General features: G+C 60.3%; 15 protein-coding genes and 1 other RNA gene. 4 read left to right on the top strand and 12 right to left on the bottom strand.

All coding sequences use genetic code 11. From position 1 onward, the window contains the following. Positions 1-2: 2 nt before the first annotated feature. From murD to rsmI, 10 genes are all read right to left on the bottom strand, one after another. Positions 3-1,349: a UDP-N-acetylmuramoyl-L-alanine--D-glutamate ligase gene (gene murD / locus JFT86_RS12130; RefSeq protein WP_201236870.1), complete on the bottom strand. Its 1,347-nt coding sequence runs from the start codon at positions 1,347-1,349 to the stop codon at positions 3-5. Between the two features lie 5 nt (positions 1,350-1,354). Beyond that, the gene (gene mraY, locus JFT86_RS12125) at positions 1,355-2,437 is read right to left on the bottom strand and encodes a phospho-N-acetylmuramoyl-pentapeptide-transferase (RefSeq protein WP_201236869.1); all 1,083 of its coding nucleotides are present in this window, start codon (positions 2,435-2,437) and stop codon (positions 1,355-1,357) included. Further along, positions 2,437-3,804, bottom strand: a complete 1,368-nt coding sequence (gene murF / locus JFT86_RS12120; RefSeq protein ID WP_201236868.1) for a UDP-N-acetylmuramoyl-tripeptide--D-alanyl-D-alanine ligase — start codon at positions 3,802-3,804, stop codon at positions 2,437-2,439. Before murF ends, mraY begins: the two co-directional genes overlap by 1 nt. Beyond that, positions 3,797-5,260, bottom strand: a complete 1,464-nt coding sequence (locus tag JFT86_RS12115) for a UDP-N-acetylmuramoyl-L-alanyl-D-glutamate--2,6-diaminopimelate ligase (protein ID WP_201236867.1) — start codon at positions 5,258-5,260, stop codon at positions 3,797-3,799. The genes murF and JFT86_RS12115 overlap by 8 nt, the downstream gene beginning before the upstream one ends. Then, a complete protein-coding gene (locus tag JFT86_RS12110; RefSeq protein WP_201238591.1) occupies positions 5,260-6,999 on the bottom strand; it encodes a penicillin-binding protein 2 in 1,740 nt (579 codons plus the stop codon). Before JFT86_RS12110 ends, JFT86_RS12115 begins: the two co-directional genes overlap by 1 nt. Beyond that, positions 6,999-7,292: a cell division protein FtsL gene (gene ftsL / locus JFT86_RS12105; protein WP_007917008.1), complete on the bottom strand. Its 294-nt coding sequence runs from the start codon at positions 7,290-7,292 to the stop codon at positions 6,999-7,001. Before ftsL ends, JFT86_RS12110 begins: the two co-directional genes overlap by 1 nt. After that, a complete protein-coding gene (rsmH, locus tag JFT86_RS12100) occupies positions 7,289-8,230 on the bottom strand; it encodes a 16S rRNA (cytosine(1402)-N(4))-methyltransferase RsmH (protein WP_201238590.1) in 942 nt (313 codons plus the stop codon). Before rsmH ends, ftsL begins: the two co-directional genes overlap by 4 nt. A gap of 2 nt (positions 8,231-8,232) precedes the next feature. Next, positions 8,233-8,688, bottom strand: coding sequence for a division/cell wall cluster transcriptional repressor MraZ (gene mraZ, locus JFT86_RS12095; protein WP_103306219.1), 456 nt, complete (start codon positions 8,686-8,688; stop codon positions 8,233-8,235). A gap of 402 nt (positions 8,689-9,090) precedes the next feature. Further along, an RNA gene (gene rnpB / locus JFT86_RS12090) (RNase P RNA component class A) lies at positions 9,091-9,444 on the bottom strand. A gap of 73 nt (positions 9,445-9,517) precedes the next feature. Continuing rightward, on the bottom strand, positions 9,518-10,423 hold the full coding sequence (gene rsmI / locus JFT86_RS12085; RefSeq protein WP_201236866.1) for a 16S rRNA (cytidine(1402)-2'-O)-methyltransferase: 906 nt from the start codon (positions 10,421-10,423) through the stop codon (positions 9,518-9,520). Positions 10,424-10,600: 177 nt separating this feature from the next. On the opposite strand from rsmI, the gene JFT86_RS12080 reads away from it, so the two are divergent. The 4 genes from JFT86_RS12080 to JFT86_RS12065 all read left to right on the top strand — a co-directional run bounded on the left by JFT86_RS12080 (position 10,601) and on the right by JFT86_RS12065 (position 14,044). Beyond that, positions 10,601-12,412 carry a penicillin-binding protein activator gene (locus JFT86_RS12080; RefSeq protein ID WP_201236865.1) on the top strand — a complete coding sequence of 604 codons (1,812 nt, stop codon included), beginning with the start codon at positions 10,601-10,603 and terminating at the stop codon, positions 12,410-12,412. Further along, on the top strand, positions 12,412-12,774 hold the full coding sequence (locus JFT86_RS12075) for a YraN family protein (RefSeq protein WP_150592666.1): 363 nt from the start codon (positions 12,412-12,414) through the stop codon (positions 12,772-12,774). Before JFT86_RS12080 ends, JFT86_RS12075 begins: the two co-directional genes overlap by 1 nt. A gap of 101 nt (positions 12,775-12,875) precedes the next feature. Further along, positions 12,876-13,469, top strand: a complete 594-nt coding sequence (locus tag JFT86_RS12070; protein ID WP_008082788.1) for a phosphoheptose isomerase — start codon at positions 12,876-12,878, stop codon at positions 13,467-13,469. After that, positions 13,466-14,044: a BON domain-containing protein gene (locus tag JFT86_RS12065; RefSeq protein ID WP_103306223.1), complete on the top strand. Its 579-nt coding sequence runs from the start codon at positions 13,466-13,468 to the stop codon at positions 14,042-14,044. Before JFT86_RS12070 ends, JFT86_RS12065 begins: the two co-directional genes overlap by 4 nt. A gap of 150 nt (positions 14,045-14,194) precedes the next feature. Here JFT86_RS12065 and JFT86_RS12060 read toward each other — a convergent pair whose 3' ends face one another. Continuing rightward, complete coding sequence (locus JFT86_RS12060) at positions 14,195-14,608, bottom strand: ClpXP protease specificity-enhancing factor (protein WP_103306224.1); 414 nt, start codon at positions 14,606-14,608, stop codon at positions 14,195-14,197. Positions 14,609-14,624: 16 nt separating this feature from the next. After that, positions 14,625-15,242, bottom strand: coding sequence for a glutathione S-transferase N-terminal domain-containing protein (locus JFT86_RS12055; RefSeq protein ID WP_007961620.1), 618 nt, complete (start codon positions 15,240-15,242; stop codon positions 14,625-14,627). Between the last annotated feature and the right edge of the window lie 123 nt (positions 15,243-15,365).

Below are 15,365 nucleotides of genomic sequence, written 5' to 3'. Positions count from 1 at the left end.
GCTCATGCCAATTCCTCCACGGCGCGGACGAACTGGTGACCACGGTCTTCGTAATTCTTGAACATGTCGAAACTGGCGCAGGCCGGCGACAGCAGCACCACGTCACCCGGTTGAGCAGCGGCGCGGCATTGCGCAACGGCGTCAACCAGCGAGGTCGCGCGAATCAGCGGCACGGCATCACCGATGGCTTCGCCGATCTTGTCGGAGTCGCGGCCCATCAGGATCACGGCGCGGCAGTTGGCCGCCACCGGATCACGCAGGTCGTTGAATTCGGCACCCTTGCCATCGCCGCCGGCGATCAGGATGACCTTGCCGTCGATGTCCGCGCCCAAACCTTCGATGGCCGCCAGCGCGGCGCCAACGTTGGTGGCTTTGGAGTCGTTGTAGTAAGCGACGCCGTCGAGATCACGCACCCACTGGCAGCGATGCTCCAGACCGGCGAATGTGCGCAGCGCCGACAGCATGGCGTCAAACGGCAGGCCGACCGCATGACCGAGCGCCAGCGCCGCGAGGGCGTTGGACTGGTTATGCGCGCCGCGAATTTTCAATTCACGCACCGGCATCAGGTTCTGGAATTCGAAAGCGAGGTACTTCTCGCCGTCTTCTTCGCGAATACCGAATGCCTTGAAATCCGGTTTGGTCAGGCCGAAGGTCCAGCACGGCTGGCCCTCACCCATCAACGGACGGCTCAGCGCATCCTGACGGTTGACCACGAACTGCTTGGCACCACGGAAGATCCGGTGTTTGGCCAAGTGGTACGCCGGCAGGCCGCTGTAGCGATCCATGTGGTCTTCACTGATGTTCAGCACGGTCGCCACTTCAGCGTTGAGCTGGTCGGTGGTTTCCAGCTGGAAGCTCGACAGTTCCATCACGTACAGCTCGACGTCGTCGCTGAGCAGGTCCAGCGCCGGCGTGCCGAGGTTGCCACCCACTGCCACGCGTTTGCCGGCCGCAGCCGCCATTTCGCCGACCAGAGTGGTGACGGTGCTTTTCGCGTTGGAACCGCTGATCGCGACAATCGGCGCCTGCGCGTTACGCGCGAACAGCTCGATGTCGCCGGACAGTTTCACGCCACGGGCCGCGGCGGCTTGCAGGGCCGGGGTCGCCAGTGCCAGGCCGGGGCTCACGTAGAGCTCGTCCGCACGGCACAGGAATTCGACGTCCAGCTCGCCACAACGCACTTCCACGTGCGGATAGTCACGCTTGAGCGTGGCCAGTTCCGGTGGATTTTCCCGCGTATCGGCCACAGCAAACGACGTGCCCCGGTTCGCCAGGAAGCGAACCAGGGACATGCCGCTCTTGCCGAGGCCGACAACGATGCGGAAGTGGTCAGAAGCGATCAGAGACACTCGTTCTACCTCAGCTTCAGGGTGGCAAGGCCGATCAGCACGAGAATCACGGTGATGATCCAGAAACGGACAATCACGCGCGGCTCGGGCCAGCCCTTGAGTTCAAAGTGGTGGTGTATCGGTGCCATGCGGAACACACGGCGACCGGTCAGCTTAAAGGAAGCAACCTGAATGACGACTGACAGGGTTTCCATCACGAACACGCCGCCCATGATGAACAGGACGATTTCCTGACGGACGATCACTGCAATGGTGCCCAAAGCTGCGCCCAGTGCCAGTGCGCCGACGTCACCCATGAACACTTGCGCCGGATAGGTATTGAACCAGAGGAAGCCCAGACCGGCACCGATCAGCGCGCCGCAGAACACGATCAGCTCGCCCGCGCCCGGCACGTAAGGGATCAGCAGGTATTCGGCGAATTTCACGTTACCCGACAGGTAGCAGAAGATGCCCAGACCGCCGCCGACCATTACGGTTGGCATGATCGCCAGACCGTCGAGGCCGTCAGTCAGGTTGACCGCGTTGCTCGAACCGACGATCACAAAGTAGGTCAGCACGATGAAACCGGCGCCCAGCGGAATGCTGTAGTCCTTGAGCATCGGCAGGATCAAGGTAGTTTCCACCGGGGTGGTAGCGGTCATATAAAGGAAGATCGCCGCGCCCAGGCCGAACACCGATTGCCAGAAATACTTCCAGCGGCTCGGCAGGCCACGCGAGTTCTTCTCGATGACCTTGCGGTAATCATCGACCCAGCCGATGGCGCCGAACAGCAGGGTCACCAGCAACACAGTCCAGACGTAACGGTTGCTCAGGTCAGCCCAGAGCAGAGTGCTGACGCCGATCGAAGACAGAATCAGCGCGCCACCCATGGTCGGCGTACCGGATTTCGACAAGTGCGATTGCGGACCATCGTTACGCACGGATTGACCGATCTGACGGTTCTGCAAAGTGCGGATCATCCACGGGCCATAGCACAGCGACAAAACCAGCGCGGTCAGCACACCGAGGATCCCGCGCAGGGTCAGGTACTGAAAGACCGCGAAGCCTTTGTAGAACTGTTGCAGATACTCCGCTAGCAGCAGCAGCATTAATGTTTCTCCAGACTGGACCCGCACAGAGCCGCAACGATGTTTTCCATCGCTGCACTGCGCGAACCCTTGATCAAAATAGTGGTGTTTGTGTCTTGCTCGGCGTCGAGGGCCTGGATCAGTTCGGCTTGCGTGCCGAAGTGATGCGCCTGCGCACCGAAAGCGTTTACGGCGTGAACCATGTTTGGCCCAACGGCATAAAGCGCGGAAACCTTGCCCCGGGCGTATTCGCCCACGTCGCGGTGCCCCTGCTCCGCCCAATCGCCCAACTCGCCGATATCTCCGAGCACCAGGACGGTGCGGCCGGAAAAGCCGGCGAGTATATCAACGGCCGCGCACATCGAGGTGGGGTTTGCGTTGTAAGTGTCATCAATCACGCGCATACCGTTTTTCGCCAGTTGCGCGACGGTGCGGCCCTTGACCGGTTGCACCGCGCCAAGCCCGGTGGCGATGCCGAACAGCGACACGCTCAAGGCGTGTGCGGCAGCGGCGGCGGCCATGGCATTGGCAACGTTGTGGGTGCCGAGCAGGTTCACTTGAACGCGCTCGACACCTTCAGGTGTATGCAGATTGAAGGCCGGGCAACCCCGGGCATCGGTGCTCAAGTCACTGGCGTAGAAGTCAGCCTGCGCATTGCTCAAAGCGAAGGTCAGCACCTTGCGAGCGCCCGCACGGGTCTTCCAGATGCCAAAAGCCTTGTCATCGAGATTGAGCACGGCGACGCCATCAGCCGCCAGCCCGTCGATGATTTCGCCCTTGGCTTCAACGATTTTTTCCGGGCCGCCAAACTCACCGACGTGAGCGGTGCCGGCATTGTTGAGGATCGCTACATGCGGCTTGGTCAGGCCTACGGTGTAGGCGATCTCGCCGAGGCGCGAGGCACCCAGCTCGATCACGGCCGCCGTGTGTTCCGGGGCCAGTTCGAGCAGGGTCAGTGGCGCGCCGAGGTCGTTGTTCAAATTGCCGCGAGTCGCCAGCACCGGACCGCGCGTGCGCAGAATGCTCGCGAGCATTTCCTTGACGGTGGTTTTGCCACTGGAGCCGGTGATGGCAGCGACTGGCTGAGTGAACGCCGCACGGTTCAAGGCACCCAGTTGGCCCAAGGCCTGACGGGTGTCCTTGACCAGCAATTGCGGCAACGTACTGTCGGCAACTTCACGCTCGACCAGTGCGGCAACGGCGCCTTTGGCGGCGACGTCGTTCAAGTAGTCATGACCGTCGAAACGCGGGCCGGTCAGGGCAATAAACAGTTGGCCAGGCTGGATCGCACGGCTGTCGATGCTGACGCCGTCGAAACTGGCATCGGCGCTGATCAGGCGTGCGTCGAGCGCGTTGGTCAGCTCGCTGAGTTTCAGGGCCTTAAGCATGGGCCACCTCCCAAGCGGTCAGGGCGTGATCGGCCTCGACCAGATCAGAGAAGGCGTGGCGCTCGCCGTTGATTTCCTGATAGTCCTCGTGACCTTTACCGGCCAGCACGATCACGTCATCGGCTGAAGCGCCGGCAATCAGTTGTGCGATGGCCTGACCACGACCAGCGACGAAGGTGACTTTATCCACAGCGGTGAAACCGGCGCGGATGTCATCGAAAATCACTGCGGGATCTTCGGTGCGCGGATTGTCATCGGTGACCAGCACTTGATCGGCCAGACGCTCGACCACTTCGGCCATCAACGGACGCTTGCCGCGATCACGGTCACCGCCGCAGCCGAACAGGCACAGCAGTTGGCCTTTGACGTGCGGGCGCAACGCGCTCAGAACTTTTTCCAGCGCATCCGGGGTGTGGGCGTAATCGACCACCACCAACGGTTGAGTGCCGCCGCCCAGACGCTGCATGCGACCGGCCGGGCCTTCGAGTTTCGGTAGCACCTTGAGAATTTCGTCGAGCGCGTAATCCAGGCCGAGCAAGGCGCCGACCGCTGCCAGGACGTTGCTCAGGTTGAAGCGACCGAGCAAGGTGCTGCGCAGATGATGTTCACCCTGCGGCGTCACCAGTGTGGCGCGCACACCGTGGTCGTCGAACTGCGCGTCGCGGCAGAACAGGTACGCGCTGCTGTCGAGCAGGCTGTAGGTGATCAAACGCGATTCGCGTTTTTCGGCAGCCAGTTGCCGGCCGAAATCGTCGTCGAGGTTGACCACGCGGCACTTCAAATCATTCCAGGCGAACAGCTTGGCCTTGGCCTCGGCGTACGCCTCCATGGTGCCGTGATAATCCAGATGATCGCGGGACAGGTTGGTCATCACGGCGACGTCGAACGCCAGCGCAGTGACGCGGCCCTGATCCAGACCGTGGGACGAGACTTCCATGGCCACGGCTTTCGCGCCGGCCTTTTTCAGGTCGCCCAGGGTCGCTTGTACGGCGATCGGATTCGGCGTGGTGTGCAGACCGCTTTCCAGTGCGCCATAGAAGCCGGAACCCAAGGTGCCGACGATGCCGCAATGCTGGCCGAGCAGATCCAGTGCCTGCGCAACCAATTGGGTCACGCTGGTCTTGCCGTTGGTGCCGGTCACGCCGACCAGATTCAGGTGATGGCTTGGTTCGCCATAAAAACGTCCGGCGATATCCGACAACTGCGCCGCCAGACCTTTGACCGGAATCAGCGGCACATCAGTGATCGGCAGCACAGTGGCGCCTTCCACTTCATAGGCCACAGCCGCCGCGCCACGCGCCAGTGCATCGGCAATGTGCGCACGGCCATCGAATTTGCCGCCAGGCACCGCGAGGAACAAATCGCCCGCACGTACGTTGCGGCTGTCCAGCGCCAATTCACGGATCAACAGATCGTGGCCGGCGTGGGGGAATATCTTGTTCAGACTTAATGACATCAGCCGCGCCCTCCATTGGCTTTCAGCGGAACGACCGGGGTGGCGTTGGCTTGTTGTGTGGTCGGCAGGTTGTCCGGGGTCACGTTCATCAGGCGCAAGGTGCCGGACATCACACGGCTGAACACCGGCGCGGACACCAGACCACCGAAGTAACCGGCCTTGGACGGTTCATCGATCACCACCACGATGGCGTAACGCGGATCGCTCATCGGACCGAAACCGGCGAACAGCGAGCGGTAAGAGTTTTCGGCGTAACCCTTGGTGCCCACCGAAGTCTTGCGCGCAGTACCCGATTTGCCAGCGACGTGATACGCCGGAACCTGTGCACGGAACACGCCGCGCGGGGCTTCGATCACCTGCGTCAGCATGCCTTGCATGGTTTTCGCCACCGCTTCCGGCAGCACTTGCGTGGTTTGCGGGGGCTTGTCGGTTTTGATCAGGGTCAGCGGCGCGAGGCGACCGTTGTTGGCCAGTGCCGAGAAGGCGTGGACCAACTGAATCGCGGTTACGGAGATACCGTAACCGTAGGACAGGGTCGCGGTTTCTGCCTTGCGCCAATCGCGGTAATTCGGCAGGTTGCCGACACGTTCGCCCGGGAAGCCGAGGCCAGTGTCCTGGCCGAGACCGACTTTCTGTGCGAGGCGGTAAATGGTTTCGCCGCCGATATCGAAGGCAACTTTACTCATGCCGACGTTACTGGAATTGATCAGGATGCCGGTCATGTCGAGCACCGGGCCTTCGCTCTTGGAAACGTCCTTGATCGTGTATTTACCGATCTGCAGCGTGCCCGGATACACCTCGACGGTGTCGCTCGGTTTCCAGCGGCCGGACTCGATCGCGGCGCTCATCGAGATGGCTTTCATGGTCGAACCCGGTTCGAACACGTCGATCATCGCGCGGTTACGCATCATCGCCGGTTGCAGGTTGCGACGGTTGTTCGGGTTGTAGGTCGGCTGGTTGACCATGGCGAGAATCTCGCCGGTCTTGACGTCCATGATCACCAGGCTGCCGGCCTTGGCACCGTTTTCGATGATTGCGTTGCGCAGCTCGCGGTTGGCCAGATATTGCAGACGCAGGTCAATCGACAACGCCAAGGGCTTGCCGGCCTTGGCGTTTTTGGTGACCTGGACATCCTTGATCAGCCGTCCGCGCCGATCCTTGATGACCTGTCGTTTGCCCGGCACCCCGGCCAGCCACTCGTCGTAGGCGAGTTCGACGCCTTCGCGACCGTGATCGTCGATGTCGGTAAAACCAACCATGTGCGCGGTGACTTCACCGGCCGGATAGAACCGGCGGAATTCTTCGATGCCGTAGACGCCCGGCACTTTCAGGTCGAGTACAGCCTGGCCCTGCTCAGGCGTCAGCCCGCGCACCAGGTAAATGAATTCTTTGTTGGCTTGCGCTTCAAGGCGTTCGGTCAGGGCTTTCGGGTCCTGACCCAGCGCGGCGGCGAGTGCCGGCCACTTCTCTTTGGCGGTCTGCATTTCCTTGGCGTTGGCCCACAGCGTGGTCACCGGGGTACTCACGGCCAAAGGCTCGCCGTTACGGTCAGTGATCAGACCACGGTGAGCCGGAATCGGGATATGACGCAGGCTGCGTGCATCGCCCTGACCTTTGAGGAAGTCACGGTCGACCACTTGCAGGTCGATGATGCGCCAGCAGATCGCCGCGACCATCACGCCGAGCAGCGCCACCATCAGGCGGAAGCGCCATGGGAACAGTGCGCCTTCGAGTTTCATCATGGCGCCACCATCTTCACGTCAGCCGCGCCCGGAATGTGCATTTTCAGTTGTTCGGTGGCCAGCACTTCGATCCGGCTGTGCGCGGTCCAGGTGCTTTGCTCAAGAATCAGACGACCCCACTCGGCCTGCGCCTTGTCGCGCACGCTGAGTTCGTTATAAAGGGTGTTGAGCAACTGACGGTTCCAGTGCGCGCTGTATGACACGGCGATGGCCGACACGAGCACGCCGATGAACAGCAGCAGCATCAGAAAGCTGCCGCCGGGCAGTGGCTTGGCGAAAAGCTTGCTCACCGCAGCTTCTCCGCGACGCGCATGACGGCGCTACGGGAACGTGGGTTGGCTTTGAGTTCGGCGTCGGAGGCTGTCTGCGCTTTGCCATGGACTTTGATTTTCGGTTCGAACGCCACGTGGCGAACCGGCAGGTTGCGCGGCAGGTTGTCGGCTTCGCCTTTCACCAACTTGCGCATGAACAGTTTGACGATGCGGTCTTCCAGCGAGTGAAAGCTGATGACGACCAGACGGCCGCCAACTTCCAGGGCTTCCAGTGCGGCTTCGAGGCCGGCTTCCAGATCGCCCAGTTCGTTGTTGACGTGAATGCGCAAACCCTGGAATGCACGGGTGGCCGGGTTCTTGCCCTTTTCCCACGCCGGGTTGGCGACCTTCAACACTTCGGCAAGATCGGCGGTACGCTCGAACGGCTTGATATCGCGACGTTCGGCAACGGCGCGGGCCATGCGGCCGGAGAAACGTTCTTCGCCGTATTCCTTGAACACCCGGGCGATTTCCTCAGCCGGCGCGGTGTTGACGAATTCGGCTGCGCTGATGCCACGGGACGGATCCATGCGCATGTCCAGCGGACCATCGTTGAGGAAACTGAAGCCGCGTTCAGCGTCGTCGAGCTGCGGCGAAGACACACCGAGGTCGAGCAGAATGCCGCTGACCTTGCCAGCCAGACCGCGCTCAGCGACTACCGAACCGAGCTCGGCAAAGCTGCGCTGCACAACGACAAAGCGGCCGTCTTCGGCCGCTAGCGTTTGCCCGGTGGCAATCGCTTGTGGATCTTTGTCGAACCCGATGAGTCGACCGTCCGTGCCGAGCTGGCTGAGGATCAGCCGACTGTGTCCGCCGCGCCCGAACGTGCCGTCCAGATAGCAGCCATCAGGACGTACGGCGAGAGCCTCGACGGCTTCGTCAAGCAGTACGGTGATGTGGTTAAAGCCGCTATCAATAGTCACAGGATCAAATCACGCAGTTCATCAGGCATAGCGCCCGGTTGTTGAATAGCAGCCAGGTCCGCGGCAGAAACCGCATTCCAGGCATCCTCGTCCCACAATTGGAACTTGTTCAGTTGGCCCACCAGCATCGCTTTCTTATCAAGCCTGGCGTATTCGCGCAGACGCGGTGGAACCAGAAAACGACCACTGCCATCGAGCTCGAGGTCGACGGCATTACCAATCAGCAAACGTTGCAGGCGACGGTTCTCTTCGCGAAGCGAAGGAAGCGCGCGCAACTTGGTTTCAATAATTTCCCACTCGTCGAGCGGATAGACACACAGACACGGATCAACGGCATCAATGGTCACGATCAATTGGCCGGAACTGCGCGAATCGAGCTCGTCACGGTACCGGCTCGGCATGGCGAGACGGCCCTTTGCGTCGAGACTGATAGCGTTAGCTCCGCGAAACACGTCTGCGTTTCTCCAATTTTTATCGTTTTGAGCTCAAAAAACCCACTTCATGCCACTTTCCGCCACTTGCGCACACTATAGGAATGCGCCCACCACACCGTCAAGGCGCGGATTAAAGGAAAACCCTTACAGAACGGAGATTTAGGAGCATAAAAGGAGGAGCAACGAGAATCTGGCGGATACTTTTGACCCATAACTTGATGCAGCACTGAAAGCTGCGCTCGAAAGTTAAAGTAATTTGTTAAGAGTAAGATTTTTTCGGTATTACAAAAGCGCTTCTGCTGTTGATTGAAGCAAGGTGGGAAATGGCTATTACTGCGTTTGCCGCTGCCGAACTTTCAGCGCAGGCCTGCTGATAATACACAGCCCTGATACCAGTGATTCAAGCAGGGAAAGAAAAAGGTGGAGAGTCGATCTGTAAGCCGGGTTCTGTCTTGAACAGTCATTCGTCTACGATGGCCATCACTGGACATCTTTAGCAACCTACCCGGTCCCAGCGCGGGCCACGCCTTGGGACCCTATTTGGTCTTGCTCCAAGTGGGGTTTACCTAGCCACGAACTGTTGCCAGACGTGCGGTGCGCTCTTACCGCACCTTTTCACCCTTACCGGCGCCGAAGCGCTTAGGCGGTTATTTTCTGTGGCACTTTCCGTAGGCTCACGCCTCCCAGGCATTACCTGGCACTTCGCCCTATGGAGCCCGGACTTTCCTCCCCCCCCTAATTTTCATAGAGGGCAGCGACTGTCCGATCGACTCTCCGCCGCGAAGGTTAACGGCAGAGCGGCCGAAGAACAAGCGCTAAAACCCTCAAGACCGCTATGGGCGACGGCTTACACGCCTTTCTGTTTATCCAGTGCGACCTGATACAGCACGTTTTTGCGCTCGCCGGTGATCTGCGCTGCCAGCGCAGCGGCACGCTTGAGCGGCATTTCTTCGAGCAACAGATTAAGGATGCGCATCGCCTCGCTGCTGACGGCATCTTCAGACTCCGGTGCGCTCCAGCCGGCCACCAGCACCACGCACTCGCCGCGCTGCTGATTGCTGTCGGACTCGACGAACGCGCGCAACTCAGTCAGCGGCAAACCTTTAAGCGTTTCGAAGGTTTTGGTTATTTCGCGGGCAAGCAAGGCCTGACGCTCACCACCGAACACCGCTTCCATATCCTGCAAACATTCAAGAATACGGTGCGGAGCTTCATAGAAGATCAACGTGCGCGGCTCTTCTTTAACAGCCTCCAGGCGCGCTTTGCGCCCGACCGACTTGGCTGGCAGAAAACCTTCGAAGATGAAACGGTCGGATGGCAGACCCGCTGCCGACAGCGCGGCGATCAATGCGCATGCACCTGGAACCGGCACAACATTGATCCCGGCAGCACGGGCCTGGCGCACCAAGTGATACCCCGGATCGGAGATCAGCGGCGTACCGGCATCGGAAATCAGCGCGACGTTGTCACCTGCCAGCAAACGAGTAATAAAACGGCTACCTTCATCTCGTTCGTTATGTTCGTGGCAAGCGGCCAGCGGCGTGGAAATCCCGAAGTGCTGCATCAGTCGCTGCGAGTGACGCGTGTCTTCGGCAGCGATCAACGAAACTTCGCGGAGGATTTTCAGTGCCCGGGCGCTGATGTCGTCCAGGTTGCCGATGGGCGTCGCCACCACATAAAGCGAGCCTGCAGCGGAATTCAAAGGACCTGGAGCAGTCAAAGCGCACACCTCGTGATCGGTAAAAGCCGGCATTGTAACGCGTCACGAGGCTTGCGACTTGCACCGCCCATGCTCGGTTTTGCGTGTCGCTGGGCACTGCCGCAACATTTACTCCAGCTAAATTGCCCGTTTCACGCCACTAACATCGCGCCCCGGCCAGTGCTTGGGTACAATTCGACGCTAATTTGATCGAGTATCAGGAACACTTACATGATCGCTTGCCTGCGGCTGTTCACTGCCCTCTGCCTCGCTGCCCTGTTGGCGGCTTGCGCCAGCTCCCCTTCCTCCAGCCTTGGCGAACTTCCACGGACTCCGGATGCCAGCATCGAGCAACTGCTCGAACAGGCTACCCAGGCGAAAACCCCGGAAAAAGCCGCCCTGTTGCGCCTCAGCGCTGCTGATCTGGCTTATCGCCAGGGCAATGCCGGACAGTCCGCGCAAATCCTGCAACAAGTGCCTGTCGAGCAACTCAAGCCGGGCCAGCAGATTTTCGCCAGCACCCTGGCCGCCGAACTGGCCATGACCCGCAATCAGCCGAAAGCCGCGCTGACCGCCCTCAGCCACCCAAGCCTGCAACACCTGGGTGAGATGCCGGAAGAGCAACAGGTGCGCACCGGCACCGTGCACGCCCGCGCTCTTGAAGCCGATGGCCAGACACTCGCCGCCGCCCGCGAGCGCGTGTTCATCGCACCGATGCTGCAAGGCGAAGCCGCGAGCAAGAACCACGAAGCGATCTGGACTCTGATTGGCTCGCTGCCGACCGACCAACTGCAACCGAACACCACCGACGATCTCGGCGGCTGGATGGGCCTGGCCATGGCGGTGAAATCCGCCGGCACCCTGGAACAGCAGCAAGCCGCAATCGACACCTGGCGCGCGCAGAATCCAAAGCATCCGGCCGCGATCAATCTGCCGCTGCCACTGACCAAGCTCAAGGAACTGGCCAGCCAGCCACTGAGCAAGATCGCCCTGCTGCTGCCACAGGACGGCCCGCTGGCTGCTGTCGGCAAAGCACTGCGTGAAGGCTTCATGGCTGCGCACTATCAGGCTCAACAGGCCGGGCAGAAACCGCCGGCCATCGAGTTTTATGACAGCTCGAAACTGACCTCGATGGACGAGTTCTACCGCAAGGCGCAGGCAGACGGCGTGCAACTGGTCGTCGGCCCGCTGGAAAAACCGCTGGTCAAACAGCTGAGCACCCGTCCGCAACTGCCAATCACCACCCTCGCACTGAACTACAGCGAAGGCGATCAAGGTCCGGCACAACTGTTCCAGTTTGGTTTGGCCGCTGAAGACGAAGCTCGCGAAGTCTCGCGCCGTGCCCGCGCCGATGGCCTGCACCGCGCCGCGATCATGGTGCCGAAAGGCGAATGGGGCGACCGCGTACTGCGTGCTTTCAGCCAGGACTGGCAGGCTAACGGCGGCAGCATCGTTGCCACCGAACGCGTTGATCAGCCGGTGCAACTGGCCCAGCAGATCGCCGACATGTTCCAATTGCGTCAGAGCGAAGCCCGCGCCAAGAGCCTGCAAAATGCGGCCGGCACCAACGTTGCCGCGCAGCCTTCGCGCCGTCAGGACATCGAGTTCATCTTCCTCGCTGCAACCCCACAGCAAGCGCAGCAGATCAAGCCGACCCTGAACTTCCAGTACGCTGGCGACGTTCCTGTTTATGCAACCTCGCACGTGTACAGCGCCAGTGGCGACGTCAACCAGTACAACGACATGAACGGCATTCGCTTCTGCGAAACCCCATGGCTGCTGGACTCCAGCGATCCGCTGCGTCAACAAGTGGTTGCGCAGTGGCCGCAAGCCGCCGGCAGCCTCGGCCGCCTGTACGCGATGGGCGTGGATGCCTATCGTCTGGCGCCGCGCCTGGGTCAACTCAAGGCGCTGCCGGACAGCCGCATCGACGGTGAATCGGGCAGCCTCGGCATGACCCAGACCCAGCGCGTTGTGCGTCAGTTGCCTTGGGCGCAGTTCGTCAGCGGTCAGGTTCAACGCCTGCCGGATACTCCACGCTGATGCCCGACAGGTCACGCTCGCAAAGCGGCAAGGATGCCGAGCGCCAGGCGCTCGAGCATCTGCAGAATCAAGGTCTGCGCCTGTTGGCGCAGAACTGGTTATGCAAACGCGGCGAGCTTGATCTGGTCATGCTTGATGGCGATACAGTAGTATTCGTTGAAGTTCGCTACAGAAAAAACACTCAATGGGGTGGCGCGCTCGCTAGCATCGATGGGCGCAAGCAGCAGAAACTGATTTTCGCTGCGCAGTATTTTCTTCAGCGCGAGTCGCGTTGGGCCAATTCCCCCTGCCGCTTCGACGTGGTGGCCATCGACAGCCATCCGAGTCAGCTGAACTGGCTGCAGAATGCTTTCGATAGTTGACCTGCATCCAACCCGGACTTTTTCATCCGACAAATTTTGCTCTTTGCTTTGCGGGCTGCACATTCATGTGCCGAACAGCCGCGCTACTTAAGGTCACACAGATGGACATGCAATCCCGAATTCGCCAGCTTTTCCAGGCCAGTATCGACACCAAGCAACAGGCGATGGACGTACTTGCACCGCACATCGAGCAAGCCAGCCAGATCATGGTCAACGCCCTGCTCAACGAAGGCAAAATGCTCTCGTGCGGCAACGGCGGCTCTGCCGGCGACGCCCAGCATTTCTCTTCGGAGCTGCTCAACCGCTTTGAGCGCGAGCGTCCGAGCCTGCCGGCCATCGCCCTGACCACCGACACGTCGACGATCACCTCGATCGCCAACGACTACAGCTACAACGAAGTGTTCTCCAAGCAGATCCGCGCGCTCGGTCAGCCAGGCGACGTATTGCTGGCGATTTCGACCAGCGGCAACTCGGCGAACATTATTCAAGCGATCCAGGCCGCACATGATCGCGAAATGATTGTCGTAGCTTTGACCGGACGCGATGGCGGCGGCATGGCGTCGCTGCTGTTGCCCGAGGACGTCGAGATTCGCGTACCGGCCAACGTCACTGCACGTATCCAAGAAGTCCACTTGCTGGCGATCCATTGCCTTTGCGATCTGATCGACAGCCAACTGTTCGGGAGTGAAGAATGACCCCTAATCGCCTTGGCCTTCTGGCCTTGACCCTGTGCCTCGGCATCAGCGGCTGCACCTCGGTGGTGAATGCCAGCCGCGAAGCCCCGATTGAAGACGACCGCGGCACCCGCACCTTCGGCAGCAAGATCGATGATTCGCTGATCGAAACCAAAGTGGGTGTGAACGTGGCCAAGGCCGACCCGGCACTGGACAATGACTCACACATCGTCGTCACCAGTTTCAACGGTGTTGTGCTGCTGGCCGGTCAGACACCACGCGAAGACCTCAAAGCCAAGGCCGAACAGGCTGCCGCTAACGTACAGCGCGTGAAGAAAGTCCACAACGAGTTGCAAGTGCTGCAGCCCTCCTCGCTGCTGGCTCGCCAGAACGACGCGTGGCTGACCACCAAGATCAAGACCCAGATGCTCACCGACGCCAGCATTCCCGGCTCGCGCATCAAGGTTGTGACCGAGAACGGCATCGTTTACCTGCTCGGTCTGCTGACCAAACAGGAAGCGGCGCAGGCGACCAACCTGGTACAGGGCGTTTCTGGCGTACAGAAGATCGTCAAACTCTTCGAATACATCGACTGAACGCCCACTCCTGTAGGAGCTGTCGAGTGAAACGAGGCTGCGATCTTTTGATCTATAAAAACAAGATCAAAAGATCGCAGCCTTCGGCAGCTCCTACAGAGGGATAACGCAGGTTATAAAAAAGGCGATCCATTCGGATCGCCTTTTTTATTACTTCACCACTTTCAAACTTGGCCGACCGCTCGGGCGCGGAGGCTCGCTGTCCGGTGGCGGCAGGTCATCGTCCTGCTCGATATCATCTTCGTCATCCATCGGCGACTCGATATCGAACACCATGCCCTGACCGTTCTCCCGGGCGTAGATACCCAGGATGGCGCTGATCGGCACGTACAGACTGTGCGGGACACCACCGAAGCGACCCTCGAAGGTCACCACGTCGTTGTCCATGTGCAGATGACGCACAGCACTGGGCGAGATGTTCAGGACAATCTGCCCGTCACTGGCGAAACCCTGCGGCACCTGCACGGCCGGGTATTCGGAATTGACCAGCATGTGCGGGGTGCAATCGTTATCCACAATCCACTCGTAGAGCGCGCGGACCAGATAAGGTCGACTGGAGTTCATAGCGGCTCCTTAAGCCTTAGCGCATATCGCGTTCGACACCAGACAGACTCGCCTGGAAAGCCTCACGCGCAAACTGGCGCTCCATATAATCAAGCAGCGGCTTGGCTGGCCGCGGCAGTTCAATACCCAGAATCGGCAAACGCCAGAGTATTGGCAATAGGCAGCAATCCACCAGACTTTGTTCCTCACTGAGGAAAAACGGCTTGTCGGCAAACAGCGGCGACACGCCCGTCAGGCTTTCACGCAATTCCTTGCGCGCCACGACACGCGCGGCCTCCTTGGACTTGGGATCCAGAATCAGATCCACCAGACCACACCAGTCACGCTGAATACGGTGAATCAGCAGACGACTGTTGGCACGCGCCACCGGATAAACCGGCATCAACGGCGGGTGCGGGTAACGCTCATCCAGATACTCCATCACCACGGTCGACTCCCACAACGCCAGGTCGCGATCGACCAGCGTAGGGAGGCTTCCGTAAGGGTTCACCTCAATCAGTTTAGGCGGCTGACGACCAGCTTCCACATAAATGATCTCGGCGCTGACACCCTTCTCTGCGAGCACAATGCGCACTCGGTGGGAATAGTGGTCGGCGGGGTCGGAGTAACAGGCCAACCGATTGGTCACGCCCATGGCGATCCTCCTCGCTTGTTGAAATTATCGGAACCGGAAAAACGCGCGCGCCCAGAGGGCGCCTCCCGCAATACCTGGCTGACCAGGCGTTACGCTATTGGAGACGCCCTTGGGCGCGCGCGA

It is taken from the genome of Pseudomonas sp. TH06, assembly GCF_016651305.1.
Classification (GTDB): Bacteria; Pseudomonadota; Gammaproteobacteria; order Pseudomonadales; family Pseudomonadaceae; genus Aquipseudomonas.
Note: the sequence above shows the minus strand (reverse complement) of the source record. Positions and strands in the feature narration are given on the sequence as shown.

Coding starts and splice junctions, on each gene's coding strand:
- JFT86_RS12055 (WP_007961620.1), bottom strand. CDS start 15,242: ATGGGCGTGACCAATCGGTTGGCCTGTTACTCCGACCCCGCCGACCAC.
- mraY (WP_201236869.1), bottom strand. CDS start 2,437: ATGCTGCTGCTGCTAGCGGAGTATCTGCAACAGTTCTACAAAGGCTTC.
- JFT86_RS12060 (WP_103306224.1), bottom strand. CDS start 14,608: ATGAACTCCAGTCGACCTTATCTGGTCCGCGCGCTCTACGAGTGGATT.
- JFT86_RS12115 (WP_201236867.1), bottom strand. CDS start 5,260: ATGTCATTAAGTCTGAACAAGATATTCCCCCACGCCGGCCACGATCTG.
- JFT86_RS12070 (WP_008082788.1), top strand. CDS start 12,876: ATGGACATGCAATCCCGAATTCGCCAGCTTTTCCAGGCCAGTATCGAC.
- murF (WP_201236868.1), bottom strand. CDS start 3,804: ATGCTTAAGGCCCTGAAACTCAGCGAGCTGACCAACGCGCTCGACGCA.
- JFT86_RS12075 (WP_150592666.1), top strand. CDS start 12,412: ATGCCCGACAGGTCACGCTCGCAAAGCGGCAAGGATGCCGAGCGCCAG.
- rsmI (WP_201236866.1), bottom strand. CDS start 10,423: ATGCCGGCTTTTACCGATCACGAGGTGTGCGCTTTGACTGCTCCAGGT.
- JFT86_RS12110 (WP_201238591.1), bottom strand. CDS start 6,999: ATGAAACTCGAAGGCGCACTGTTCCCATGGCGCTTCCGCCTGATGGTG.
- JFT86_RS12065 (WP_103306223.1), top strand. CDS start 13,466: ATGACCCCTAATCGCCTTGGCCTTCTGGCCTTGACCCTGTGCCTCGGC.
- JFT86_RS12080 (WP_201236865.1), top strand. CDS start 10,601: ATGATCGCTTGCCTGCGGCTGTTCACTGCCCTCTGCCTCGCTGCCCTG.